This is a genomic window from Shewanella sp. SM101, assembly GCF_025654465.1.
Taxonomy (GTDB): domain Bacteria; phylum Pseudomonadota; class Gammaproteobacteria; order Enterobacterales; family Shewanellaceae; genus Shewanella; species Shewanella oncorhynchi.
Map to the genome: position 1 here is coordinate 1 of NZ_JAKKRH010000016.1, position 25,895 is coordinate 25,895.

Here is a 25,895-nt window from a genome sequence, read left to right on the forward strand (position 1 = left end):
ATCGGTCCAATCGGTCCATCCCAATCAACTGAGTTTTCGGGATGCTGCGAGTCATATCATCTTCAAGCTGACACAACTGCCATCACAAACGCCGGGGAATGTCCCGAGAGATGTATTGGATATAGAACGCAATGCACGGCAATTTAAGTTGGATGGTAAACGGGAAAGGGCTTATCCAAGAGTGCTTAAAATGAGCAAAAACAAGTACCCAATTAGACCAAATAAAAATGCCGTTCACTCTTAAGTGAACGGCATTACAGCTCTTGGCTGCGTTTTTGTTTCAGGCGAAAGAAACGTTTAGTCATCAATTTCCGCATTGTGATAGACGTTTTGTACGTCGTCACAATCTTCAAGTGCGGCAATAAACTTTTCAAACATAACGACATCTTCACCTTCAACTTTAGTCATGTCCTGCGGTACGAAGGTGATATTGTCAAATTCAAAGTTAACTTCTGGCATCGCTTCGGTCAGCGCAGTTTTGACTTTAAAGTACTCAGTGTGCGGCGCGTAAACTGTGATTAAGCCATCTTCCAGCTCAACATCGCTTACATCAACGTCAGCCATCATCAGCAGTTCTAAAATCGCATCTTCGTCATCACCCGCAAACACGAACACGGCTTGATGATCAAACATGTGGCCAACTGTACCTGGGCCGCCGAGTTTGGCATCGTTTTTCACGAAGGCTTGACGCACTTCGGTGAAGGTACGTTTTACGTTATCGGTTAAGCAGTCAACAATGACCATGCAGTTGCCAGGACCAAAACCTTCGTAACGGGCGGTATCGTAATCTTCACCACCGCCACCTTTGGCTTTTTCAATTGCGCGTTCAATAACATGAGCAGGCACTTGGTCTTTCTTAGCGCGTTCAATTAAGCGACGCAGTGATAAGTTTCCATCGGGCTCAACGCCGCCTTGCTTAGCGACAACGTAAATCTCTTTACCGTAGCGTGAATAAATGCGGGTTTTTTGACCGGCTGTTTTCGCCATGGATTCTTTCTTGTTTTGATATGCTCTGCCCATCTTGATCTCGTTAGCTCAAAAAAATTGCGCCGATATTAGCAGTTTTCTTGGCATAAGTGCAGTCGTCCCTATGTGATTTATTACCTAGAAGGCGACGGGGCACGCATTTCAGGGCAAAGTTGGTTTTATCAAGGAAGATCCGCTTTTAGATAGGCTAGGACTATATCGCGATAGATTAATACTAATGTCTAATGCCATACGCTCGTGAGACTGTTGATGATAGCTAACTTCTACTTTGTTTATTTAGCGAGATAAATTATCTAGCTTATTCAGAGAAATAGACTAAAACTATAAATCTTGAGCGCTATCATAGTTAGTCCTCCCTCGTCAGTTGTAATCAATAGCCGCTGTAATTGATACCAACTGAACGAAGGCTAATGATTCGACTCTTAGCATTTCCCTTTCATTTTTACCTTGCGCAGTTACGGGAAGTATATGGAAATACAGCACAAAATTTTAATTTTCATCAGTTTCACGCTGGTCACTCTGGGGAGTTTATTACTTGAGGGACTGCATCTTCCGAGTATTGTGCAGGCGTTGATCTTGGGCGTTCTTGCCTGTGGCTTAGTGGTGTGGGTGTGTTTGCGCGCATCTAAGGCTAAGCTCGACACCGATGAGGCAAACATTAAGGCATTACAAGAGCAAAGCATTCCCTCCCACGACATTAGTGTGCAAACCAGCAAAATTGCTATCGGTTCGGCTGAGGTGTCGCATTTTATTGATTTATTGAATAAATCAATTGAATCAAATGGCGAGCATGCCAGTGCCATTGCGGTTGCTGCAGGGCAATTGAGTCACACTACGGCCCAACTTGGCGATAATGCCGCCGATATTTTAGGCCAAGCTCAAGAGGCTGAGCGCGTTAGCGTGCAGGGACGAAGTCAAGCTCAGAAAGGTGTTGCGGCCATTCGTTCACTGAGTACGGATATTGATACTGCCGCTGAGCAAGTGCAGGCGCTTAAATCAAGAGCCGAAGAAATCCAAAAAATTACCGAAGTGATTAACTCCGTTGCCGAGCAAACGAATCTGTTGGCGTTAAATGCGGCCATCGAAGCGGCTCGTGCGGGAGAGCAGGGGCGAGGTTTTGCGGTAGTGGCTGACGAAGTACGCAGCCTTGCGGGTAAAACCGCGGGTGCAACCCAAGATATTGGCAAAATGCTATTAGAAATCCGCAGTGAAACGGATAAAACTTCTGGGCTGATGGAAAGGGTCGTGACGCAAACAGCCGATGTGGTCGCCGCCATGGCGAGTTAGACGCGCACTTCACTGAGATTTCGGCTTCTGTGACCCAATCGGCCCATGCCTTAGGTGATATGGAAGATTCACTCAAACAATATAACAACACTACTAACGACATTAGCCGCTCGGTGACTCAAATACGTGACTCGTTAAATTCGACGGGTAAACAGAGTCATAGCGTATCCGAGCAGGCCTTTACTTTATCCTTGACCACTGAGGGTATTTTTAAAGCGCTGTCTAAATGGGATACACAAACCTTCGATCAGCAGGTTCTGCAATTGGCGAATGTTGCCGCTAAAGCGTGCGGTGACAAGTTAGCACAAGGTTTAGCCAGTGGCAGTTTTAGCGAGGCTGATTTGTTTAATCCTAAATACCAACCTATTACCAATACTCAGCCACAGAAATACAGCACGGCTTTCGATCGTTATACCGATCAGCATTTTCCAACGATTCAAGAGCCCATTCTGGCAAAACACAGCGAAATTATTTATGCGGGAGCCGTTGATAGGAAAGGTTATTTTCCGACCCATAATAAACGCTTTAGCCAAGCACTGACAGGCAAAGTTGAGGTTGATATGGTGCACAATCGAACCAAACGCTTGTTTAATGATCCGACAGGGATCCGTTGCGGCGCCCATACTGAACCTGTGCTATTGCAAACTTATAAACGCGATACGGGCGAAGTGATGCACGACTTGTCGGTGCCCATTTTTGTAAACGGTAAACATTGGGGCGGATTTCGAGTGGGATTTAAAGCTAAGTAGATTACTGATAACTCAAATTTAGGTTATTTACTCTAAAAAATGCATAAAAACGCATCTTTATTTGTGTCTTATATGTGATCGATAGTGGGTAATTGATTAACATAATAGAAATAGATTGGCATCTTTTTGCCGAAGTGCTTAAATAGCCCAAGGTGTACAGTATAAGACAGTATTGTATCCAATAAAAAATCATAAAATTTGAATAAGACCTTAAGCAATTGATTTAAAATGTTTAAAATATCTTTTTGGATATTTTAAAATGTTGAGGACAGGGAGCTCTCTTGCGACGTAAATATAACGCAGTAGATGCTGCTTAATGTGAGTTAAATGTGATGCAAGCAAATCAAGCGACTGTAACTGTTTTATATTATGATGCGCCCGTAGGGTTAATTATGCACAACGCCGTATTAGGTAATTTGCCAGTGAGTGAAGCTGGGCGTGTGATGATACCTGCAAGTTTCCGCAAGGGAAAATCTATCATTGCTGTACTTGAAGGTGAGTGTAAGATATTGAATTCATTAGGCGAGCGAGTGTTTGCTCAAGCTAATATAGGTTAACATTTTAAACTAATCGTCATTCTTGGGACGAATAATTCGCTTTGCTAAATTATCGTCCCGACATCTTCTGCAAAAATTCTATTCAATCCATCTATTTCTATTAATGTTAGCGCTTGTTCGCCTAATCATATTCGGTTAGTCATTCAGATATTTACTGTCCCACAAATTAACGCACTTTAATGGCAGACTTCTGCCAATAATTGGTCTGCAAGGTACTGTAAGGTTTCGGCATTAGGATGGGTGTGGGCGAAGGTTCTTAAACCATAAATTCCCATCATTAAATATTGGGCTCTTTGCTCGCTGCTGCGATTGCCTTGGAGGAGTCCTTGTAACGTTGCGGTGGCAAATTGTAGTGTGAGTGCTTGCTGCCAAGATTGTAGATACTGATTGATGATGTCCCGGATCTCAACATCTTGCTCTGCAATTTCATTTAACGCTTTTGTCAGTAAGCAAGCTTGGGCGCTATCGCAACTCAGACATTCAATAACGAGATGATCTAAGTAGGTTTTCAAATTAGTCAGCACATTCTCGCCATTGCCGAATAGATTGTTGAATTGTTCGTTTCTGTCGAGTTGATATTGCTCAATGGCCGCGATTAATAACCCGCGTTTATTGGTGAAGGCACAGTAAATCGACCCCGGATGTAATCCCGTGGCTTGAGTAAGATCTTGCATGCTCGTTTTGGTGTAACCCTTGTGCATGAAGGCGGCCATAGCGCCGCGAAGTACCTGTTCTCGGTCGAACTCTGCATTACGCATCGAATTTCATTCACTTGTATAGAAACGCTTAGGCCAGATTCTACCTAAATTTGAACAAACATTCAAAAATGAACTTGAATGATCGTTCAAATAATAATATCTTGAATGCATATTCAAGAATGGAACTGAGAAAATGACCACACAAACCACGCCAAATTCATTGGTAAATCTGTTCGATACCTACTCACTTAATGACACTATTACCTTAAATAATCGTATTTTAATGGCACCTTTAACCCGTTGTATGGCGGATGCCGATTTAGTGCCGACCGATGATATGGTCGCCTATTATGCACGCCGCGCCGAAGCGGGTTTGATCATCACAGAGGCGACGATTATTCGTCCCGATGCTCAAGGTTATCCAAATACCCCTGGTATTTTTACTCAAGCGCAAATTGCTGGCTGGCGTAAAGTGACCGATGCTGTACATGCCAATGGCGGTAAGATTTTTGTGCAGTTATGGCATACGGGCCGTGTTGCTCATCCACACTTTTTCGGTGGTGGTGATGTGCTTGCTGCATCAGCACAGAAGATTGAAGGCAGCGTGCCAAGAATGCGCGAACTGACATATGTCACGCCAAAACCTGCCACACTTGAGGATATTCAAGGCCTAGTGCGTGATTACGCCAAAGCGGCGGAAAATGCCATTGAAGCTGGGTTCGATGGCGTCGAAATCCACGGTGCAAATGGTTATTTGATTGACACTTTCTTACACCATGACAGCAATCGCCGCACCGATGAATACGGTGGAACACCTGCCAATATGTCCCGTTTTGCGCTTGAGGTTGTCGATGCTGTTGTGGCTCGTATCGGCAAAGACAGAACCGGTTTACGGATTTCTCCAGGGGCTTATTTCAATATGGCGGCAGATAGTCGTGACCGCGAAGTGTTCGATTACTTCTTGCCTGAGCTGGAATCCCGCGATATCGCTTTTGTGCATATTGGGATTTTCGATGACAGCATGGAATTCGACTATCTTGGTGGCAGAGCTTCAAGCTATGTGCGCGCACACTATGGTAAAACCTTAGTGGGTGTTGGAAGCTACAGCGCTGAAACCGCCAGTGAAGCGATTGCGGCGAATAAGTTTGATTTGATTGCTATTGGTCGCCCATTCATTGCTAACCCTGACTATGTTGCTCGCGTGCGTGATGGCGTTGAACTTGTTCCTTACAGCGATGAAATGCTTACAAGCTTAGTGTAATTTCGCTTAATAGCTTTATAAAGAAAGGGTTAGCATGTGCTAACCCTTTTCGTTTGTCTCTCTCGTTTTTATTTAATCCGCTTTAACTAAGGATCTGAGTGCGGTGAGCTTTTGCTGAGCTATGCCGAAAATGCTCTCGGGATAATATTGCCCTTGGCTAGGTGCGGCCGTTTGCGGCAAACTTCCTGCGGTTTTACCGAGCAGTAATTCCATGGCTTGAGTCACATGGGTAATAGCCCAAATATGGAATTCCCCCTGTGCCACTGCATCGACAATGTCTTTGCGCAGCATAAGGTTTGCCATGTTCGAGGCTGGAATAATCACCCCTTGCTCCGGTGTACGGCCTTTTATTTTGCATACATCGAAGAAGCCTTCAATTTTTTCATTCACGCCGCCAATGGGCTGAGCCTCACCAAATTGGTTCATCGAACCTGTGATGGCAATATCTTGCCTAATTGCTTGCTCGCTAATAGCTGAGATAATGGCGCAGCATTCGGCCATCGACGCGCTGTCACCGTCCACACCGCTGTATGATTGCTCAAAGGTGAGGTAAGTGGTGAGCGGGATTTGCGCCGTCTTACCTAAAACTGAGGCTAAATAAGCGGTTAAGATCAACACGCCCTTAGAATGGATCCGGCCTCCAAGTTTGACTCTGTGCTCGATATCCATCACTTCACCCTTACCAAACGCTGTGGTTGCTGTGATGCGATTGGGCATACCAAACTGATGATCTGAGGTCGAGATGACGGATAAGGCATTGATTTGCCCAACCACTTTGCCCTGAGTGCTAATCAAGGTCGTGCCGTTGGTAAAGCTTTGCATTATGTTGTCGTGAAGACGCGAGACTCTTTGCTCTTGATTTCGCAGTGCTTGCTCAACGTGCGGCACTAAAATTTGCTGACTGCCTGCCGATTTAGCGCAGTAGTTTGATTCCCGCAGCAGGTTGGCAATATTGGCTGAGTGTAGCGACAGTTTTTGTTGATCTTCGGCCTCACGCGAGCTGTATTCGATGATGCGTGCTATAGCCGCACGGTCGCAATGTAGCATGTTGTTGTCGTGAACTATGCTCGAAATAAAGCGGGCATAGTGCGCCTCAGAAGTTGAGGTTCTGTCCATCACATCTTCAAAATCGGCGGTAACGCGGAATAACTCACTGAAGTCAGGATCATAGTGCTGTAATAGCTGATAAGTTTCGTGATCGCCAAACAGAATAATTTTCACATCTAAGGGGATAGGCTCTGGCGCCAATGAAATCGTGCCCGACAGTGACACTTCACGCTCGAGCGAACTTAAATCGAGTTTGCGTGAACGCAGGGCGCGTTTTAACCCGTCCCACACGTAAGGGCGTTCTAACACTTTTACCGCATCCATCAATAACACGCCGCCGTTAGCTTTGTGCAGACTGCCAGAGCGGATAAGTGAGAAGTCGGTGAACACTGTCCCCCTGAAGGTGGCATTTTCCACATAGCCAAATAGGCTGTGATAACTTGGGCTTTCTTCTACGACAATAGGGAATTTTTGAGTCCCTTGAGCGACCAAAACGTTAACTTGGTAGCGGCGGGGCATTTTCTTTTCAAGGGAAGCGTAGGCTAGGCCCAGTTGTTCTTCACTTTCTTCTAAAAAGATATCTAAATTGTCTAAGATATCCGCCTGCATACCGGTTAGGAAAGTCCGCGCTTCGGGCTGGTGCTTGAACTTATCTTTGAGTGGCTTAATAAAATGAATTAACACTTCTTTGGCGACTTGTTCGTCATGCTCTTGCTGCTTGTCGCTGAATTCTTCTTCCCATTCAGTGATTTGGCGAATAATACCCCGTAGTTTAACTTCTAGGCCATTGATATTACTTTCAAATTGACTACGTTCAGTCTCTGTCAATGCTTCGAATGAAGCTTCGTCATGGGGTTCTTCACCATTGAGCGCTACCATTTGATAGTCGCCCTGCATGGTTAAACTGAGGCTGATGCCTTTTTGTTTCGCTTCTTCGGTTAATTCAGTGAGTGCGACTTCTTGTTTCTGTGATAATTGGCTTTTGAGCTTTTCAGTCCGGGCATAATACATTTCATTATCAAAGGCTAAAGGCATAGCTTTGACAAGTTTAAGCATTAACTTTTCGACGGCTTTTTTAAATTCAAGCCCCGTCCCTGCACTCAGTTTCAGTACTTTAGGGCAACGGGTATCATCGAAATTAACCACATAGCACCAATCGTACAGGGTATGGTCGTTTGGCTCGTGACGGCTTAGGTAACGCAGCATCATGGTCCGTTTGCCGAGGCCGTTCTGACCTATGGCGTAGATGTTGTAACCCTTTTCTTTAATTCCCATTGCAAACTCTACCGCTTGCTGGGCGCGTTCTTGGCCGACAATATCATTGAGAGGTGTGAGTTCTGCTGTCGATTGGCAATCTGTGCTTAATTGGTCGAGTTCGCAAATGCGATATAATTGTTTACTGTTGAGCAGGGTAGCTTGGCTTGATACGACGTCAGTGGGCATAAATATCCTTGGTTTTTCAGCCTTATTATTTCCATTGTAGACAATAAGATAGCATTTTTGTCAATCAAAACTCTGTTATTGCTGATATATGTCTTTAGGGATGGTTTTCTCTCGCTAAGAAAGTGCTGAATTATCGGGGGAAGACTTAATTGATTAAGTCTAACTAATTGTTACTCAATAAACTTATCGCGATACTGACACTAAAATTTTGTGCTAAAGTAGCAAATGCAATGTTAGTTGGATTTACCCGTGCAAGCAGTCTGCTGAGTGTGAGTAAGTTAGTGTGAATTTTGATGGTTTGACCTCTACCACCCTAAAAGGTGGATATGATGGAGTAAGTTTTAGATCCAACCTTAGTGCCAATTGAGATGTATTGATTTGATGTTAAACGTAAAATTTTATGAGATTTTACTGCTTGGTTAACGTTTTCCCTCTGTAGCAATATTGGGCATGTGTTTAAGGTCTTACGGTATTCTCGCTGTAGGCCGATTGAGCAGTAACGAGATCTGAGTTGGCAAGATGATGATAGATGTACCTATTACGCAGCAACAGCTTGATAACTGGTTGAGTGACTTAAATTTAGTCGCTGAGATATCAAGCAGTAAAGCAATGTTATTAGCATGGAATGCTGCGGGTGAACTTAGCAGCATGTTAAGTTCAGACTCTGCGGCTGAAAGTGAAATACAGGCAATACTCAGCCACTTAAGTGGCAATCATTTGGCTACCTCCCAGCCTGCGATAAGCCAGTCCGTTGTGATGCCCTCAATGCTCACACCATCAGAAATTGTTCAAAATCCCTTTGATATTATTGATAAACCTACTATTCCCCCTCTAAGCAATGCTAAGTTGTACAGCTTGAGCGAGCCAATTTCAGCATTGCCGCGATTAGGCAGTCATCAAATCACGGCTGCATTATCTGTATCACAGCTAACTGAGCAGGTACGTGAGCCTCTGTTAATTATGGATACTCGGCAGCACTCAGATTGGCACACTTGTAGCGCAATCGGCAGCGTGATTTGTTTGTCTCTCGCTTGGCCATCTGGGGCTAATTTTGGCTTTTTATGCTTCTATCACAACGAGGCTCACGGCGTAGATTCAAAAACACTACAACTCGCTAAGCTTATCAGCGATAGCATTCAACACCAGTTAGGCGAGATATTGAGCCAACATAATACGGCTGAAACATTAAGCCGAGGTTCACCGAGTCGTGTCGATACGGTCGATTTACAAACTTTTATCGATAGTTTTGACGAACATATTTGGATGAAAAATGCCGCAGGCATTTACACTCTTTGCAATCGTAGTGTTGAGAATGCGTGGGAAATGCCCCGCAGTGAGATTGTTGGTAAATCCGATGTTGAACTCTTTGGTGCTGATATTGCAGAGATTTTTCTAGAGGGTGATAGGCTCGCTATCGAGTCAGGTACGCCTATCATTGTCGCTGAGTGTTTAGATGGCAGTGAAGCTAAAAATCATCTTTGGCTAGAAACGCTAAAACTCCCAACACTCAATGCCCTGGGTGAGCTCGTGGGCGTTATCGGTATGACTCGCAACATCTCCAAGCATAAAGCAGTTGAAGAACAACTGACACTGGCGACCAATGTGTTTAAAAACTCGGTTGAAGGTGTCGTTGTGACCGACCGGCATGGCAATATTACCGACGTTAACGGTGCATTTTTTGAGATCACAGGTTATGTGAGGGAAGAGTTACTCGGCCAGAATCCTCGGATTTTTAGTTCGGGTCGGCATGATAAAGATTTTTTCGATAAACTCTGGAATGCCTTGCTTACTCAAGGTAAATGGAATGGCGAAATTTGGAATCGGCGTAAAAATGGCACGATTTTTCCGCAAAATATCACCATAAGCACTATTTATGATGACGTTGGAGATGTGCGTTATTTTGTCGCTGTATTTGCCGATATTTCAGCCCAGAAAGAGAACGAAGCGCAACTCACGCACTTAGCGTATTTTGACCCGCTAACGCATTTGCCCAATCGCATGAAGTTCATGATGCAGCTTAAGCAAGAAGTGCGACAAGCTAAGCGGCTGAATTTGCAATTAGCGACTGTGATGATTGATGTCGATCTGTTCAAGCATATCAACGACAGTTTTGGCCACAGTATAGGCGATGAAATGTTAGTTGAGCTTGCCAAGCGTTTACGCAGCCAAGTAGGCGATCAGGATGTGTTATCACGGATTGGTGGCGATGAGTTTGTGGCATTGATTTCAGGGATTGACAATAGTGCCGATGCCGCAGTTGCCATAAATCAATTGCGCCAAGTGTTTGAGCAACCTTTTATTGTGAGCACGGGCGACCACTTACGTTTAACGGCGAGTATGGGCGTTTCTTTGTATCCAAATGATGGAACCGATGCGGACACTTTACTGTGTAACGCCGATGCGGCCATGTATCGCGCCAAAAATGATGGCCGCAATAATTATGCTTTTTATACAGAGTCCTTAACTCAACAGTCTTTTGAACATCTTAAGCTGCAAAGTGCTCTCTATGGAGCGATTGAGCAAAATGCTTTGTACTTAATGTACCAGCCAAAACTTGATTTAGTGACTCGACAAACCGTTGGATTTGAAGCATTACTGCGTTGGCACGATCCTCAACTGGGGTTGATTTCTCCCGCGATATTTATTCCTGTGGCAGAAAAGATAGGTCTTATCCATGAAATTGGTTTATGGGTTTTAGAAACCGCTTGCCGTCAGGGAATGCGTTGGCTTGGTGAAGGCAAAAATTTTGGCCGTATTGCCGTGAACGTGGCAGGACAACAGTTACAGCGCAGTTCCTTTGTGGATGATGTGAAGCGTGTCTTAGCTGAAACGGGTTTGCCCGCCAAGCATTTAGAGCTTGAAGTGACCGAAAGTGTGATGATGCAGAATCCTGATCTTGCTATCCGTGACTTAAAGCGACTTGGCGATCTGGGTATCGAATTATCGGTTGATGATTTTGGTACAGGCTATTCATCGCTCAACTATTTGAAAAAACTACCTATTCATAAATTGAAAATTGATCAGTCTTTTGTGCGAGACATTCCCTTCGACACTAACAATACTGCGATTGCTAAAGCTGTGATTGCGCTTGGACATGCGTTGAAGCTTGACATTATCGCCGAAGGAGTGGAAACCAAAGAACAAGCCGATTTTCTGCAACAAAATCAGTGCGATCAAGCCCAAGGTTACCTTTTTAGTCGTCCGCAACTAGCTGCAGATCTCGACGCATTTTTATCGTAAAACAAGTTTGCATATAACAATAGGACTAACGCTATGCCGCTAGTCGCTTAGGGTTGTGTCTGCTAAAATTCTGGCCATTATTTTCAGTGGTTAACCGCAATGTCTTTTAGTGCCTTATCCTTAAACTCCACGTTAGTGAATACCTTAGCGGCTCTTGGTTATGAATCGCCAACGCCTATCCAGTTAGAAGCGATCCCTGCCATCTTAGCTAAACGGGATGTGATGGCTGGCGCCCAAACGGGTACAGGCAAAACCGCTGCGTTCGCCTTGCCTATCTTGCATCATTTGATGACACTCAGCCCTTCGCAAGAATTAATAACTGTGAGACCCGTACGCGCATTAGTCTTAGTGCCGACACGTGAACTGGCAGTGCAGGTACAGCAGAGTTTTGTTAAGTACGCTAAAGGGACTGATATTCGTATCGGCATCGCCTACGGCGGCGTGAGTATCGATGCGCAGGTCGCCGTGTTTAATGCAGGGATTGATGTGTTAATCGCAACACCGGGCCGCTTACTTGACCACCTTAGGCAAGGTGCATTAAATCTTAAGCAATTGAGTGTGCTTGTTTTCGATGAAGCCGACCGTATGCTCGACATGGGGTTTATGGATGAAATTCAAGCCGTGCTCAAGCAAGTACCGAGTGATAGGCAAACCCTGTTATTTTCTGCCACTTTAGATGCCGCTATTTTCAGCTTAAGTAAAACCTTACTGCGCGATCCCAAGTTGATTGAAGTTGCCAAGCGCAACACGACCGCTGCCGAAATTGAACAAGTGGTTTATGCCGTCGACGCCGACCGTAAAACCGAACTCGTTAGCCATCTGGTACGCAGTAAAAACTGGCATCAAGTGTTGATTTTTAGCCGCACTAAGCAAGGCGTCGATAAACTGGTTCAGCAACTCAATAAAGCCGATATTATCACTCAGGCGTTTCACGGTGACTTGTCCCAAGGCGCGCGCGAGAAAGTTTTACAGGAATTTAAACAAGGTAAGATCCAAGTGCTAGTGGCAACGGATGTCGCCGCCAGAGGCCTAGATATCGTCGAGCTTAAATATGTGATCAACTTTGAGCTACCCTTTATCGCTGAAGATTATATTCATCGTATCGGTCGCACAGGTCGAGCGGGCAGTGCAGGGCTTGCCATCACTCTCTTTAGTCAAGAGGACGCCCTATTATTGGAAGAAGTTGAAGTTGTGCTCGACAAGCGTCTACCACAACAATGGTTACTAGGCTTCGAACCCGACTTTAATAAGATGGATACCGAACCTAGACGTAACGGCAAAGCGGCGCAAAAACAACGTGCTAAAAAGCGCGCTTTGGGTGGAAAGGGAAAAAGGTAGTTTTTTAGGTGCGGCGTCTGAATGGCTGAATCTAATAGAGATTAGATCAAGTGGTGACATGATTCATTTATCGACGCCAGTTCAGTTCCCGCCGCCGCATTTGAATTGATAGCTCAAAATAGCCTGAAAGTTCAAACAAAAAGGGCTTAACCTTGCGGTTAAGCCCTTCTGGTAAAATTGGTGGAGGCGGCGGGACTTGAACCCGCGTCCAGAACACCTACATCCAAGGCACTACATGCTTAGTCTCTCTTTTAATTAACCCGAATAAACTCCGAAAGACAGGATTTCATCGGGCGAGTCCGGTACTATTTCGCGGTTCACCCCCGGACGGAGTTCCCTCGCTATCAAATGTAAGATGACCATCTGTATACACCGCCCATTTGAGAGACCTGTGTCAGATGGCTAGCTAGCCTAAGCTGCTAGAGCGTAGTTATCGTCGTTTGCAACTATAACTGTGCGGCTTTTTACGAGGCCAACCGCCCCTCGGCATGCTCCCAGGGTTTCGTGAATCCTGTCGAATCCAGAATCGCCCCCAAGAATTTGATTGTAACCCGTAGCACTATGATCACCTAGCATCATTTGCTTCAAGTTCAATCGTTTGTTCATTATCCGTGCGTTTTTTCTTTTTTCATCACGCGGGCTTTTTCAACTTCCCATTCACGCGCTTTAGTATCTTCGCGCTTATCGTGATCTTTCTTACCTTTACCTAGACCAATTTCCACTTTCACCCATGCACCTTTACGCCAGTACATTGAGATAGGAATAATAGAGTAGCCTTGGCGCTCAACTAAGCCCGCTAGTTTATCTAGCTCTTTACGGCTGAGTAGCAGCTTTTTCAAACGTAGGGGATCGCAGACAACGTGTGTCGATGCCGTATTCAAGGGAATAATGGTGCAGCCATGCATAAAGGCTTCGCCATTTTTCAGGAATACGTAACAGTCGGACAAGTTGACCTTACCCATACGGATAGATTTCACTTCCCATCCCATGAGGGATAGGCCGGCTTCCATTTTCTCTTCGAAACGGTATTCGAAGGTTGCGCGCTTATTACGTGCGATAGTCGCAGGCGCGGCTTTGCTTGAATTTTTCTTTACCATAGTGGCGCCATTATACGCACGGTGATTCAATTTGGTATTGATATAAGGTTTTATTTAGTTAATTTCAAGCCTCTATCGTGTTGTTGCTTGTTTTTTGAACGCCATTAAGGGGTTGAGTATCAGCTTAAGTGCACAAGGGGTGCGTTTTTTACGTATCGTGATAAAATCCGTGCAAATTTTGATTGCTTGCCTAAGTTGTTTATTGCACGTGCGTTATTTTCGTGCGTTTGAGTTTGCTTAGGTCGCTGTGAATACGTTAGTGAAGAGTACTAAGTCCTATGCCGCAAATTTCTCGAAGTGTGTTAGTCCGTTTTAGTGCGATGCAAATGTATGACTTAGTGAATGATGTCGAGTCGTATAAGGAATTTTTACCCGGTTGTGTGGGTGGCAAAGTCTTAGAATTTGATGGCAAGACTATGTTGGCATCTGTTGATGTGAGTAAAGCGGGGATCCGTAAGACATTTACGACTCGCAACCAAGTGGTTCCTGGTAAGAGTATTGATTTAACATTGGAAAATGGGCCCTTTAAGCATTTATTGGGGCAGTGGCGTTTTACTGAGCTGACTGAAGAGGCCTGCAAGGTAGAATTCGAGCTGAGTTTTGAGTTTTCAAGTTCGTTAGCCGATATGGCCTTTGGTAAAGTGTTTAATGATCTTATGGTATCAATGGTGACGGCATTTACGAGTCGCGCTAAGGTGATTTACAGTGACAAATGAGACAGATAAGTTTGTAGTTGATGTGGTTTATGCCTTGCCTACACAGCAAAAAGTGATTTCGGTGAATGTGAATCCCGGCACGTCAGCGATTGAGGTTGTGCGTTTAAGTAACATTGTAAGCTTTTTTCCTGAGATCGATTTAGACACGGTTAAGCTCGGTGTGTTTAGTAATGTGATTAAGCATGACCAAGTGATTTTACCGGGGCAAAGGGTTGAGATTTATCGTCCTTTGATTGCTGATCCTAAGGATGTGCGTCGTCGCCGAGCAGATAAAGCTAAAGATGAAGGCCGCGCGAATAAAGTGACGGGCGGACGGGCTTAAATACTGACATCATTGCTCAATAAAAAAGCGCCCTTGGGCGCTTTTTTGTATTTGATTGACTGAGAAGAGCATTAGCAAAGTTTAGGATATTACTTAATTGGTTTTTGAACTTGCGCTTCAGCTTGATTTTCTTTAACTAATGGCTTTTCATCGGCGCGCTGTGCTGGAATTTGTGGTACTAGCTCAGTTTTATTACCTGTTGGTAAGCTGCTTTGCTCTAGCGGCGTACTAAATTCTTTACTCAGTTCATAGTCGCCTTTTACTGAGGTAAGTTTATCGCCCGTAAAGTGCAGTATGAGTTCTTTATGCGTAATGCTGGCATCACGCCCACTCTTGTAGTGATACACATAGTACCAAGTATCGTCAGCAAAACTATCTCGTAATACCGGACGGCCGAGAATGTATTCGGCTTGTTCCTTGGTCATGTCAATGCGCAACTTTTCAACTTGTTGCGGTTCCATGTAGTTGCCCTGTGGAATGTCGGGCTTATAAATCAACCAATCGAACACGCTACAGGCACTGAGCGAAACAGAGAGCGCCACAGCGCCCAGTAGGGTAAGACTTTGCTTTTTATTGATCATTGTATGCGCTACTTCTGAAAATCTGGCGGCCATAATACCCAAGCATTCCCCCTCATGACAAGGGCAATCGGGCTTTGCTACCGTCATAGATCGAATTGTGTGACTTTTCGACCCAGTATGTTGGCTTTAGTTCTCAATCTTTAAGGATATTTATTCGCTAAAGTCATATGGGGCTATGAGTATGATTTTCGGCTTCAGAGCCGTACAGGTTTACTGTTGGCTGGATTGGGAAAAGAGTAAATGTGAGCGATTTCTTCTTTAAAGCCAAGCAATTAGTTAGTAAGTCGATAGACAGTATGTGTGGCGATAAACATAGTAATCTCGTTAAAATCAGATTAAAGTTACCGATATGTTTTTATTGTGTTCTTGTACTGTGGCTTTTTGCCGTGAGTTTGCAGTGTTAGAAATAAAATAGTGGGATAGATGCATTGGGTTCTTTAGTTTGCGTAGGTACGGGTTTACAACTGGCCGGACAGATCAGTGTGATGAGTCGTAGTTATATTGAGCACGCTGATGTCGTGTTTTCACTCTTGCCCGATGGTTTTTCGCAGCGTTGGATCCAGAACATTAATCCCAATGTCATCAATTTACAGCCGTTTTATGCACAAAATGGTGAAGTTAAAAATCGCCGAGAAACCTACGAACAAATGGTTAATTCTATATTGGAGGCCGTAAGGGCTGGCAAAAAAACCGTTTGTGCGCTCTATGGTCATCCTGGAGTCTTTGCCTGTGTTTCCCATATGGCGATTACACGGGCGAGGGCAGAAGGGTTTTCAGCGAAGATGGAGCCGGGGATTTCGGCCGAGGCGTGTTTATGGGCTGATCTGGGTATTGACCCCGGCAGCTCTGGGCATCAAAGCTTTGAAGCTAGCCAGTTTATGTTTTTTAATCATGTGCCCGATCCGACAACCCATTTATTGTTATGGCAAATTGCGATTGCTGGTGAACATACCTTAACTCAGTTTCATACTACGAGTGACAGGCTGCTGATTTTGGTTGAACAACTGAATCAATGGTATCCGCGAGATCATCAAGTGGTGATCTACGAAGCTGCTAATCTGCCAGTTCAAGCCCCTAGAATTGAGTATTTGCCGTTGAGTAAGCTGCCCGAGGCAAACTTGTCTCCGATCAGTACTTTACTGATCCCGCCAGCAAAAAAACTCGAATACAACTATGCTATTTTAACTAAATTAGGCATTAGACCTGAAGATTTAGGCTAATTGTGAGTGCTGTACTTCTGAGCTGAATTCGGGAGTCATCATATAAATAAGGAAAGGTATGTCTGCATTATCGGATTTTTTTACCCAGTTAGGTCAAGATGCACAACTGATGGAAGCGTATCAACAGGACCCGGAGGCCGTAATGCGCGCCCATGGGTTAACTGATGAAGAAATTAGCGCTGTAATGACAGGGAATATGACAAAACTAAAAGTTTTGAGTGGCGACCAAAATTATCAAACATTTGTTTTAGTCAATCATGGTAATAATTAACTCATCTTGAAACGGTTACGTTGTGCCCTATTAGCCATCTTCGCCTTGTGTTCGACAGCTTTGATGGCTAACTCTCTCTATTTTGATCAGGCACTCAATGAGCTTGATGTATTACTGCAATCTGATCTTAGTGCTGCGCAGAAAAAACTTGCCGAATATGAGAAAGAATTCAGTCGTTTAACTACAATACAACAAGGACGACTGAGGATAGATAGAGCGATAGGTTATTTTTTCACTGGTGAATACACTAAAGCGTTAGATGATCTACACCAAGCCGAAACCTTAGTGCCAAATACTGATTTATTGGCGTCAGTTTATAGTTACAAAGCCACGGTATATATAGGTCTGCGTGACTATGACAAAGCCTTGGCTGCAGTCGCTCAAGCATTAGCCCTAGTGGTGAATATTGATGATGTCACGATTAAACGGCACTCATATCTAAGAATTGCCAATATTTATTCCGAAATGGACGCTTATAGTGATATGGGCCTTTATGCCTATAAGGTGTTACAACTCGCAAAGGAAACCGATGTCCGCGATATTTGCCATGCCAAATTGCTGCGCGCTATTTATTTACTCGGCGTGAAAAATCCCGACGCCTTCGATGCCTTCGAAGATAGCCGTCAATACTGTGATGCGAAGCAATTCCCCCTTCTGGCGACTATGTCGATAAAAGGCAAAGCTATGGTTTGGCAGGAGCGGGGCGACTTTTTAGGTGCGAGAGCGATTCTACTATTAGCTTTAAAAGGGTATGAAGCTTTTCAATTTCAGTTAGAAATCAGCCATGTGCATGCACTACTTGCCGAGAATTACTTTGCCATGGATGAGCAGGTTCAAGCGAAAAGTCACGCCGTTAAAGTGCTTTCATTCCCCGATGATAATAGCTACATCGAACATAAGCATATTGCATATAAGGTATTTGCCGAACTGATGGTGGCGGATAAACAATTTGAGCAAGCCTATGAATACACAAGAAAAGAACAATATTATAATCAATTGATTTTTGACCAATCTAGAATGAAAACCCTCGCTTATCAGGCGGCTAAGTTTAATGCTGATGAACAGGCGCGTGAAATCAATTTACTCAATAAAGAGCGTGAACTTTACATCGCTCAGCAAATGGTAAAAGAGCGGGAATACACCAATATGCTGATGTTTATCACTATTCTAGTGGGTGGGCTGTTCTTCCTTGGGATTTTGTTAGCCGTAGGTCAGATGCAGAAACGTAAGTTTATGCGTATGGCGAGAATGGATGCCTTAACAGGCATATTGAATCGTGGTGCAGGGCAAGAGTTGGGAGAAAACCTTTTTGTGCAAGCCATGGCTCGTAGCGGGGATTTCTGTGTCATTTTATTCGATTTAGATTTCTTCAAACGTATCAACGATTCTTTTGGTCATGGAACTGGCGATTGGGCGCTTAAAAAGGTGGTTGACTCCCTTAAATCCCATATCCGAAATGGTGATGTTTTTGCTCGTATCGGCGGTGAGGAGTTTGCAATTTTATTACCTTATGCCGATGAAGAGAAAGGCATGGAAGTGGCGGAGCAATGTCGAGCTCGTATCGAGGCCATTGATACCCAACATTCAGGGCATAAGTTCGTCATAACGGCAAGTTTTGGTGTGAGCGGTTTAATGGCTGATGATCTGAGTTTAGATCCATTATTCCACCGAGCCGACATGGCACTCTATGCCGCTAAGGCCAATGGCCGCAACACCGTAGTTCGCTATTCTGACATATTAAAATGTGACAAGCAGGCAACTGATTTACGGCGTCATATTGCATCGCCCTCTGTGTAATGTAAGTCGAGTGAGCATTTAGTCTCATCCAGAGTTGGCAAGCCCTTACTGGTTTTATCCTTCCTTAGTTTATTGCTCGTTTTTTATTTTGCAGTCACTCACAAAATGCGATAACAGTTTAAGGTGTCTCTAAGTGCTCTTTTACTCTGCTTTGTTGCTCCAGTTGATTTCCTCTACGCTTAAGTGTTTTTCGTATCAAAATTTCTCATTTTTAATGAATTGCCTTGACCTTGTTAATAAATAAATGGGATATCATAGCTGATAATTGCCTAGCTATTGCTGGGTCCTTACATAGAACAATGCGCATTCCTTTTTCCGTTGGAGCCTTCATGGAACAGTCGAGTTTACTCACGTCGGTGCTGCTATTTTTATTGGCGGCGGTTATTTTTGTTCCTTTAGGTAAACGTTTTGGCGCTGGCCCGATCCTTTCCTATCTAGCTGCTGGCATCATTTTAGGCCCTGGTGGCATGGCCTTAGTTTCTGATCCTGCTGCTGTGTTGCATTTTGCCGAGTTAGGTGTGGTGCTCATGTTGTTTGTGCTGGGTCTCGAATTGAATCCAAGTAAATTATGGGAACTTCGCAGTGCTATCTTTGGTTTAGGTAGTGGTCAGCTGTTGTTGTCATGGGCTGCGATTGGAGGATTGGCTTGGGGCTTTGGCTTGTCTATTGAGGCGGCTTTAGTGGTTGGTGCCGCGCTATCTTTATCATCGACAGCCTTTGCCGTGCAGTTAATGAGTGAGCATAGGTTGCTTACAACCCCACTTGGACGTGATGCTTTTGGGGTCTTGTTAATGCAAGATCTTGCGGTTATCCCTATGTTGCTGCTGACAGCATATTTGGCGCCCAATTCTGCTCAGATTGAACATCATGCGGTGCCTTGGTACTGGACGTGTCTTGCGCTCGTTGGTTTTGTGTTAGTGGGGAAATATTTACTGCCTAAATTCCTTAAACTAGTGGCAAGCAGTGGGGTGCGTGAAGTGCTCACCGCTTTTGCATTATTGCTGGTCATGGGTAGCGCTGAGTTAATGGAGTGGTTGGGACTTTCTGCGGGCATGGGGGCATTTTTGGCGGGTATTATGCTCGCTAACTCAAGTTATCGGCACCAGCTCGAAACTGACATAGAACCTTTTAAAGGCTTATTGCTTGGGCTGTTTTTTATGGCTGTCGGTATGAGTATGGATTTGAAATTATTGATATCTGATCCGTTACTTATTCTGGGCATTTTAATGGCTATGTTGCTGATTAAAACCTTTGTGCTTATGGTGTTGGGGCGTATTCGGCACCACAAATGGCGGCCTAGTATTGCACTAGGTTTGATCCTTGCTGAAGGGGGCGAATTTGCCTTTGTGCTTTTATCTCAGGCGCAGCTATCTGGTATTGTCGGCGATAAAATTGCGCAAGTCCTTGTGCTTGCTATTGGTTTGTCTATGGCAGTAACGCCTCTATTATTTACTTTGTTCCGAGCAACTAAAGCCAAAGTGGTGGATACTCGTTTGCCAGATACGATTAATGTCACCGAATCTGAAGTGGTGATTGCTGGATTTGGTCGAGTAGGCCAGATCACGGGGCGTATTTTGGCCTCATCAGGTATCCCTTTTGTCGCATTGGATAAGGATGCGAGTCATGTGGATGTTATTCGTAAATACGGTGGTGAAGTGTATTTTGGGGATGCCAGACGCTTAGACATGTTGATGTCGGCGGGGATTGCTCGGTCTAGATTACTATTGCTTGCCGTGGATAGTGTTGAGGATTCCATTGAAATTGCTCAGCAAGTGAAAACGCATTTTCCCCATATCAACATAGTCGCGCGGGCGAGGGACCGTAACCATGCTTATCGTTTGATGAGCCTTGGGGTGACGGATGTGTTTCGTGAGACCTTTGGTTCGGCGCTATCGGCCAGTGAGAAGATTCTCCAAGGCCTAGGTTTATCGCAGGTACAAGCCAACGAGCGGGTAAAAATCTTTGCTGAACATGATAAGAAACTGGTGATTGCTAGCGCAGCCCATCAAAATGATTTAGCGACGTTAATCAATCTATCGAATAAGGGTAAGGCAGAGTTGGAATCCCTTATGCGTGGAGATAGGGAGAATGTGAGCTAATGTTGTCACTCTGATTTGGATATAAAAAGAGAGCATAAATGCTCTCTTTTTTATTGGTTTACAACATCAAATTTAACGCTGATGTTTAAGTGTTAAAAGCTATAGCTGTATTGCAGTTTGACGTTGCGTTCTTCACCCGGCATACCACCGAGGAACATGGCTTTACTGTAATAGTCTTTATTGAAAAGGTTATTGATGTTCAGCTGGATTTTCCAAGAATCCGCGTTGTAGCTTACTGCCGAGTCAACGACGGTATAGCTAGGCACGTAACCGTCTGGAATACCAAATGAGCTTGAGTGCGTACTGCGATCATCGACAAATTTTGCACCAAGGCTCAGCTCGATTGGGCTTGATAATCTAAACCAATCCGCGCCATAGGTAATCCAAGCACTGGCAGTGACATAAGGTACGCCTTTTTGTCGGCTATTGTAGGTTAAAGTATTTGGATTTTGTTTATCCCTTGCATCTTGGTACATGCCGTTGAGGTTAATGCGCCATTGATCATTAAGATGGGCATTGAGATCGAGTTCAACTCCCTGAGTATCTTCGCTACCATCGTAAAAATACACGGGAATATTAGGGGTTAATATGCCATTGGTATAATCAGGGTTGTTATAGGCGACATTAGTACGCGAGCTTTTAAAGAATACCAGTGAGCCAAGTAATTGATCCTCAAATGCTTTAAAGCGCATGCCTAAATCATTACTAATCGATTCTGAATCATCTCGGTCGGTAGCATTATCTTTTACTGCATCAAGTACACTGTAAGCGGTGCGCCCTTTAGAATGGTTGATGAAAAATGATAAATCCTCAATCGGCATGTAGGTTAACCCTAGGTTATAGGTCATACCGTTATCTGTGGTATCGGCTTCTGGTGTCGCTTGGGATTGGCTAGTGCTATAGCGTGGATCAACACCAAAGTGCTCATAGGCTTGTTTAATCTCATTAAAGGCAACACCAATACGCGTGGTAAAGCCGTATGGCAGATAACTGACATGTTGTAAGCCTACGCCCCAAGCGCTGACTTTTTTGTCATAGTTAGCGGTTTTGAGTGGGTCATAGTCCTCGAATTTACCTGTGCCCCAATTAGGATTGCGGATGTCGTATATATAAGGCAGAGATCCTTGGTAAATGATTTTGCCATCTTTGTTTTTAAAGATTTGATCCGCATCGTAGATAGAATATTGCTGGAAGCGAATATTACGGTCTTCATAGTTGGCATTGAGCAATAATTCATTGTCTATATTGCCAATTTGGAAGTCATAACGTAAATCGGCAAAGTACTGCCACGAAGTCTCGTCGGCATCCACTTTACGGTATTCCTGACGTCTTGCAGCAAAAGGATAAAGTTCGCCGTTTTCAACTAAAGGCGATCTAGGCTCTTCGTTAATCACGTCGGTAGGTACGTTTTTAATCTTGATGTTACGCTTCCAATAGACATAGTTATAGGCACCAGTTTGGCGGGCGAAACCTGACGTATAGTCGCGATACTGCAATTGTTGATTGAGGAACAAATTGTCGCTGAAATAGATATTATGGGTCAGTTTAAATCTTAACTCTTCACCCTCATTGTCCTTCGCCATTGGCGAAATCAGCCCTGCATCTCCAAACGAATAAGGGGTTAAGCCGTCAGCGCCAGATAAAGAGGCCGCTAACTGCTGACGCTGTGCATCGGTGAGTTGTAGACCATTACCGTTGGGATCATTAACCAGATCTTGCCACGTGACCTCGCCCGCGCTCTTACCGCCGACTGAATCGGCATTGTAAATTCGAATCGGGTGGCCAATAGAGTCAACGGCGATAGCATCTTTAATGTAAGCACCTGAAAGCATTACATCTTGGCTATCACTTAATACCCATTTTAAGGCGCTATAGATTTCGTCTCTGTCTGTACCTATATCGCGATAGCCATCACTGCGGCCGGATTTTGCCACTAAACGGTAGGCGACATCATCGCTCAGACCGCCCGTGCTATCCAGAGCAAGGGAGTAGGTATCCCATTGTCCAACTTCGGCGGTAAATTTGTTTTTTGACTCGAATTGCGGTTTTTTCTCAATTAAATTGATGACGCCACCAGCACTCCCCATGCCATAGAGTCCAGTCGCTGGGCCTTTTAATACTTCTACGGATTCAACGTTGGTTAAAGAGCGCGTGGGGTTGAAAGTGTTACCAAGGCCAGCACCGCCATACATACCGTCATAGGTGTAATTTGCGCCTAAACCACGGATGACTATGTTGTCACCGATGCCATAGTTATTACCCGCTTGAGTCACACCACTAATGTTACGGATCAAGTCTTGCAGATTATCTGTACCTTGGGTTTCGATCAGTTCTTGGTCAACAATTACAACTGCAGCGGGTGTTTCCATGAGAGACATATCGGATTTAGTCGCCAGCCCTGAATTCTTCACTACTGAGTTTTGTCTGCCATAAACCGTGATGCGCTCAACGTTGGCTTCAGCATTTGCTGATACCGAGTTAGCTTCGGCGGATGCAGTTTGCGATAAAACGGAAAGGCAGGCGAGTGCAGTTAGTGACAAACGAAATGATTTCATTAATGGTTCCCCCAAACAAATAGGTCGCGAATAGTAATGATTTGCATTTAAGTTGGCAACATATGTTTCAGATGTCGTGGTTGAAATGTGCAGTGCTGCGAATAAGTGTTACGAAAAGGCATGTATTTGAGGAAGTAAGGTATGGGTTCTCGCAGGAGAAAAGCTTCATAAAAAGTCGCGTCTAAGCTCCATCCCGCTGTAATGTCAAATTTGTTTCATTTTTTTATAAAAAAGTAATTTATTTTTTGAGTTAACCATCACATCCCACCTTGTTGATCGGGAAACGCAACCTGGTACTTAGTTTGAATCGCACACGACACTTATTTCGTTTACGTAAACGTCAAAATAAAACGGCCGTTTTAATTTGTAGCAATAGCAACAGTCTTTATCATTATGATTCATATGAATTTATCTGACTTACCTCTAGGTTAGTTCAAAACATTGAGCATTTTCTACTTAGGTCTAATAGAGTAAAAATGATGTAATAATAAATTTACTCTTAGTTATTTAATTACGTAATTAATTACTTTGTGTATTGATTGGTAAAGTTGTCTGACAAGTTTCATTTAACTGCAATTGTCATATGTGATTAAAATGTTTAATTGCATATTTATCAGTCATTTGTTATTTATTTTATTGCTTGGTCAGACCAATTTTAGCATGGTTTTTACTTAGGTTAATGCATGTTTTTGTCAATCTTGGACTGTTGCAAATACAAACGTTTGTCGGTAAGTTTTAGTTCGAAACAAACATTTGATGGTTTTTTGGTGAGTTTATAAGCTGTGGTGATTGGGGATGCTACTGCTTTATATGTCAGCGTTAAGCCTGTGATAGTGGAGCCTCTTGGGAGGGCATCAAGATGACGGAACACACTTTGAGTGAACAGCAATTGAATTCGACACTGGGTAAAGCTACAGCAAACGCCACGCTTAATATTGTGGGTCGTGACATTCCAGGCCAAGAAGTCATTTTTACCGAAGGGGCTGTCGCCTTACTCGAATCCCTTTGTCGTGAGTTTGCCGACGAAGTACCTGCCTTACTCGCTAAACGTAAAGATAAACAAGCACGTATTGATAAAGGAGCATTACCTGACTTTCTGCCTGAAACCCGAGCTATTCGTGATGGTGCATGGCAAATTCGCGGTATTCCCGATGACTTGCTTGACCGCCGCGTAGAAATCACAGGTCCCGTTGAACGTAAGATGGTGATTAACGCACTCAACGCCAATGCCAAAGTGTTTATGGCCGATTTCGAAGATTCTTTAGCACCAAGCTGGGAAAAAGTCGTCGAAGGTCAAATCAATCTACGTGATGCCGTGCGTGGTGACATTGAGTACACAGCACCGGACACGGGTAAGCACTATAAATTAGGACCAAATCCGGCAGTGCTTATCTGCCGCGTTCGTGGTCTGCACCTTAAAGAAAAACACGTGCAGTTTAATGGCAAAGCGATTCCTGGCTCACTGTTTGATTTCGCACTGTATTTCTACCACAACTATCGCCAACTTTTGGCCAAGGGCAGTGGTCCATATTTTTATATTCCTAAGTTAGAAAGTCATATTGAAGCGCGCTGGTGGGCAAAAGTGTTTGCTTTTGTTGAGGAAAGGTTTTGTCTGCAAGCGGGCACGATTAAATGTACTTGCTTGATTGAGACTTTACCTGCCGTGTTCGAAATGGACGAAATTCTCTATGAACTACGTTCCAATATCGTCGCACTGAACTGTGGTCGTTGGGATTACATCTTCAGCTATATCAAAACATTAAAACGTCATAGCGACCGAGTCTTACCGGATCGCCAAGCCGTCACTATGGATACGCCTTTCTTAAGCGCTTATTCAAGACTCTTGATTAAGACCTGCCACAAACGCGGTGCCTTAGCGATGGGCGGCATGGCAGCCTTTATTCCTGCTAAAGATCCTGCTCAGAACGAAGCCGTATTGCAGCGAGTTCGTCGAGATAAAGAGCTTGAGGCGCGTAACGGTCACGATGGCACTTGGGTAGCGCACCCTGGCCTTGCTGACACCGCTATGGGGATTTTCAACGAATACATAGGCCAAGATCACTGTAATCAATTACATATTACCCGTGATGTCGATGCGCCGATCCTTGCCAGCGAGTTACTTAAAACCTGCGACGGTGAGCGCACCGAACAGGGGATGCGTCTGAACATTCGTATCGCCCTGCAGTATTTAGAGGCGTGGATCAGCGGCAACGGTTGTGTACCTATTTACGGCTTAATGGAAGATGCGGCGACGGCTGAGATTTCTAGAGCCTCAATTTGGCAATGGATCCAACATGGTAAGTCGCTGTCAAACGGTAAACTCGTGACCAAGCAACTCTTTAAAGACATGTTGGTTGAAGAGCTGTCGAACGTGAAAAAAGAAGTGGGTAGCGACAGATTCACCCATGGCAAATTCACCCAAGCGGCGGTATTGCTCGAAGACATTACCACCTCCGACGAGCTGGTCGATTTCTTAACCTTACCCGGTTACGAAATGCTGACTGCCTAGGATGAACCCATTTGCTTGAACCGTTTTATATCAATCAGATTTAGCTGTGGCGGGGCTACCGCCAACCAAACAATTTAGCAGAGTGAAACTGGGGGGCAGTTTCATGATAGCTACAACATCA

General features: G+C 44.3%; 17 protein-coding genes, 1 other RNA gene and 2 pseudogenes. 13 read left to right on the top strand and 7 right to left on the bottom strand.

The features are described from left to right. Positions 1-244: pseudogene (locus tag L5M38_RS10550) on the top strand (IS4 family transposase); the annotation flags it as partial. Between the two features lie 53 nt (positions 245-297). Here the strand turns inward: L5M38_RS10550 and L5M38_RS10555 are convergent. Further along, the gene (locus L5M38_RS10555; protein ID WP_028760779.1) at positions 298-1,020 is read right to left on the bottom strand and encodes a YebC/PmpR family DNA-binding transcriptional regulator; all 723 of its coding nucleotides are present in this window, start codon (positions 1,018-1,020) and stop codon (positions 298-300) included. 435 nt (positions 1,021-1,455) lie between these two features. Here L5M38_RS10555 and L5M38_RS24475 point away from each other — a divergent pair. After that, a pseudogene (locus L5M38_RS24475) lies at positions 1,456-3,023 on the top strand (methyl-accepting chemotaxis protein). Between the two features lie 332 nt (positions 3,024-3,355). After that, the gene (locus L5M38_RS10570; protein ID WP_028760777.1) at positions 3,356-3,580 is read left to right on the top strand and encodes a TIGR02922 family protein; all 225 of its coding nucleotides are present in this window, start codon (positions 3,356-3,358) and stop codon (positions 3,578-3,580) included. A 176-nt stretch (positions 3,581-3,756) separates the two neighbouring features. Here the strand turns inward: L5M38_RS10570 and L5M38_RS10575 are convergent, their stop codons facing one another. Then, a complete protein-coding gene (locus L5M38_RS10575; protein WP_028760776.1) occupies positions 3,757-4,338 on the bottom strand; it encodes a TetR/AcrR family transcriptional regulator in 582 nt (193 codons plus the stop codon). Positions 4,339-4,471: 133 nt separating this feature from the next. Between L5M38_RS10575 and L5M38_RS10580 the strand changes: the two genes are divergently transcribed. Next, positions 4,472-5,539: an alkene reductase gene (locus L5M38_RS10580; RefSeq protein ID WP_028760775.1), complete on the top strand. Its 1,068-nt coding sequence runs from the start codon at positions 4,472-4,474 to the stop codon at positions 5,537-5,539. A 72-nt stretch (positions 5,540-5,611) separates the two neighbouring features. Here the strand turns inward: L5M38_RS10580 and L5M38_RS10585 are convergent, their stop codons facing one another. Continuing rightward, on the bottom strand, positions 5,612-8,029 hold the full coding sequence (locus tag L5M38_RS10585) for a Lon protease family protein (RefSeq protein WP_263179063.1): 2,418 nt from the start codon (positions 8,027-8,029) through the stop codon (positions 5,612-5,614). 519 nt (positions 8,030-8,548) lie between these two features. On the opposite strand from L5M38_RS10585, the gene L5M38_RS10590 reads away from it, so the two are divergent. Together L5M38_RS10590 and L5M38_RS10595 are read left to right on the top strand one after the other, a co-directional pair. Next, on the top strand, positions 8,549-11,269 hold the full coding sequence (locus L5M38_RS10590; protein ID WP_263179064.1) for a putative bifunctional diguanylate cyclase/phosphodiesterase: 2,721 nt from the start codon (positions 8,549-8,551) through the stop codon (positions 11,267-11,269). A gap of 99 nt (positions 11,270-11,368) precedes the next feature. Continuing rightward, on the top strand, positions 11,369-12,607 hold the full coding sequence (locus L5M38_RS10595; RefSeq protein WP_263179065.1) for a DEAD/DEAH box helicase: 1,239 nt from the start codon (positions 11,369-11,371) through the stop codon (positions 12,605-12,607). Between the two features lie 178 nt (positions 12,608-12,785). On the opposite strand, the gene ssrA is transcribed toward L5M38_RS10595, so the two are convergent. Together ssrA and smpB are read right to left on the bottom strand one after the other, a co-directional pair. Beyond that, positions 12,786-13,141: a transfer-messenger RNA gene (gene ssrA / locus L5M38_RS10600) on the bottom strand. Positions 13,142-13,212: 71 nt separating this feature from the next. Next, complete coding sequence (smpB, locus tag L5M38_RS10605; RefSeq protein WP_006080832.1) at positions 13,213-13,704, bottom strand: SsrA-binding protein SmpB; 492 nt, start codon at positions 13,702-13,704, stop codon at positions 13,213-13,215. Positions 13,705-13,982: 278 nt separating this feature from the next. Between smpB and L5M38_RS10610 the strand changes: the two genes are divergently transcribed. Further along, positions 13,983-14,420 (top strand): type II toxin-antitoxin system RatA family toxin, encoded by a 438-nt coding sequence (locus L5M38_RS10610; RefSeq protein ID WP_028760728.1) that lies wholly within the window; start codon positions 13,983-13,985, stop codon positions 14,418-14,420. Next, positions 14,410-14,742, top strand: a complete 333-nt coding sequence (locus tag L5M38_RS10615) for an RnfH family protein (RefSeq protein WP_263145130.1) — start codon at positions 14,410-14,412, stop codon at positions 14,740-14,742. Before L5M38_RS10610 ends, L5M38_RS10615 begins: the two co-directional genes overlap by 11 nt. 89 nt (positions 14,743-14,831) lie before the next feature. Here the strand turns inward: L5M38_RS10615 and L5M38_RS10620 are convergent, their stop codons facing one another. Continuing rightward, positions 14,832-15,323 carry an outer membrane protein assembly factor BamE gene (locus tag L5M38_RS10620; protein ID WP_028760727.1) on the bottom strand — a complete coding sequence of 164 codons (492 nt, stop codon included), beginning with the start codon at positions 15,321-15,323 and terminating at the stop codon, positions 14,832-14,834. 428 nt (positions 15,324-15,751) lie between these two features. Between L5M38_RS10620 and L5M38_RS10625 the strand changes: the two genes are divergently transcribed. The 4 genes from L5M38_RS10625 to L5M38_RS10640 all read left to right on the top strand — a co-directional run bounded on the left by L5M38_RS10625 (position 15,752) and on the right by L5M38_RS10640 (position 20,710). Beyond that, positions 15,752-16,543 (top strand): SAM-dependent methyltransferase, encoded by a 792-nt coding sequence (locus L5M38_RS10625; RefSeq protein WP_263167141.1) that lies wholly within the window; start codon positions 15,752-15,754, stop codon positions 16,541-16,543. A 58-nt stretch (positions 16,544-16,601) separates the two neighbouring features. Beyond that, positions 16,602-16,814 (top strand): hypothetical protein, encoded by a 213-nt coding sequence (locus L5M38_RS10630; RefSeq protein ID WP_263179066.1) that lies wholly within the window; start codon positions 16,602-16,604, stop codon positions 16,812-16,814. 63 nt (positions 16,815-16,877) lie between these two features. After that, the gene (locus L5M38_RS10635; RefSeq protein ID WP_263167213.1) at positions 16,878-18,611 is read left to right on the top strand and encodes a GGDEF domain-containing protein; all 1,734 of its coding nucleotides are present in this window, start codon (positions 16,878-16,880) and stop codon (positions 18,609-18,611) included. A 329-nt stretch (positions 18,612-18,940) separates the two neighbouring features. Further along, entirely contained in the window at positions 18,941-20,710 is a 1,770-nt protein-coding gene (locus L5M38_RS10640) for a monovalent cation:proton antiporter-2 (CPA2) family protein (protein ID WP_105249794.1), read from the top strand. Positions 20,711-20,802: 92 nt separating this feature from the next. Here the strand turns inward: L5M38_RS10640 and L5M38_RS10645 are convergent, their stop codons facing one another. Further along, positions 20,803-23,265, bottom strand: a complete 2,463-nt coding sequence (locus tag L5M38_RS10645; protein WP_263167144.1) for a TonB-dependent receptor — start codon at positions 23,263-23,265, stop codon at positions 20,803-20,805. Between the two features lie 859 nt (positions 23,266-24,124). On the opposite strand from L5M38_RS10645, the gene aceB reads away from it, so the two are divergent. After that, the gene (aceB, locus tag L5M38_RS10650; RefSeq protein ID WP_259566271.1) at positions 24,125-25,774 is read left to right on the top strand and encodes a malate synthase A; all 1,650 of its coding nucleotides are present in this window, start codon (positions 24,125-24,127) and stop codon (positions 25,772-25,774) included. The last annotated feature ends 121 nt before the right edge of the window (positions 25,775-25,895 follow it).

Coding starts and splice junctions, on each gene's coding strand:
- L5M38_RS10590 (WP_263179064.1), top strand. CDS start 8,549: ATGATGATAGATGTACCTATTACGCAGCAACAGCTTGATAACTGGTTG.
- L5M38_RS10555 (WP_028760779.1), bottom strand. CDS start 1,020: ATGGGCAGAGCATATCAAAACAAGAAAGAATCCATGGCGAAAACAGCC.
- L5M38_RS10635 (WP_263167213.1), top strand. CDS start 16,878: ATGGCTAACTCTCTCTATTTTGATCAGGCACTCAATGAGCTTGATGTA.
- aceB (WP_259566271.1), top strand. CDS start 24,125: ATGACGGAACACACTTTGAGTGAACAGCAATTGAATTCGACACTGGGT.
- L5M38_RS10580 (WP_028760775.1), top strand. CDS start 4,472: ATGACCACACAAACCACGCCAAATTCATTGGTAAATCTGTTCGATACC.
- L5M38_RS10610 (WP_028760728.1), top strand. CDS start 13,983: ATGCCGCAAATTTCTCGAAGTGTGTTAGTCCGTTTTAGTGCGATGCAA.
- L5M38_RS10630 (WP_263179066.1), top strand. CDS start 16,602: ATGTCTGCATTATCGGATTTTTTTACCCAGTTAGGTCAAGATGCACAA.
- L5M38_RS10585 (WP_263179063.1), bottom strand. CDS start 8,029: ATGCCCACTGACGTCGTATCAAGCCAAGCTACCCTGCTCAACAGTAAA.
- L5M38_RS10645 (WP_263167144.1), bottom strand. CDS start 23,265: ATGAAATCATTTCGTTTGTCACTAACTGCACTCGCCTGCCTTTCCGTT.
- L5M38_RS10595 (WP_263179065.1), top strand. CDS start 11,369: ATGTCTTTTAGTGCCTTATCCTTAAACTCCACGTTAGTGAATACCTTA.
- smpB (WP_006080832.1), bottom strand. CDS start 13,704: ATGGTAAAGAAAAATTCAAGCAAAGCCGCGCCTGCGACTATCGCACGT.
- L5M38_RS10570 (WP_028760777.1), top strand. CDS start 3,356: ATGCAAGCAAATCAAGCGACTGTAACTGTTTTATATTATGATGCGCCC.
- L5M38_RS10620 (WP_028760727.1), bottom strand. CDS start 15,323: ATGATCAATAAAAAGCAAAGTCTTACCCTACTGGGCGCTGTGGCGCTC.
- L5M38_RS10640 (WP_105249794.1), top strand. CDS start 18,941: ATGGAACAGTCGAGTTTACTCACGTCGGTGCTGCTATTTTTATTGGCG.
- L5M38_RS10575 (WP_028760776.1), bottom strand. CDS start 4,338: ATGCGTAATGCAGAGTTCGACCGAGAACAGGTACTTCGCGGCGCTATG.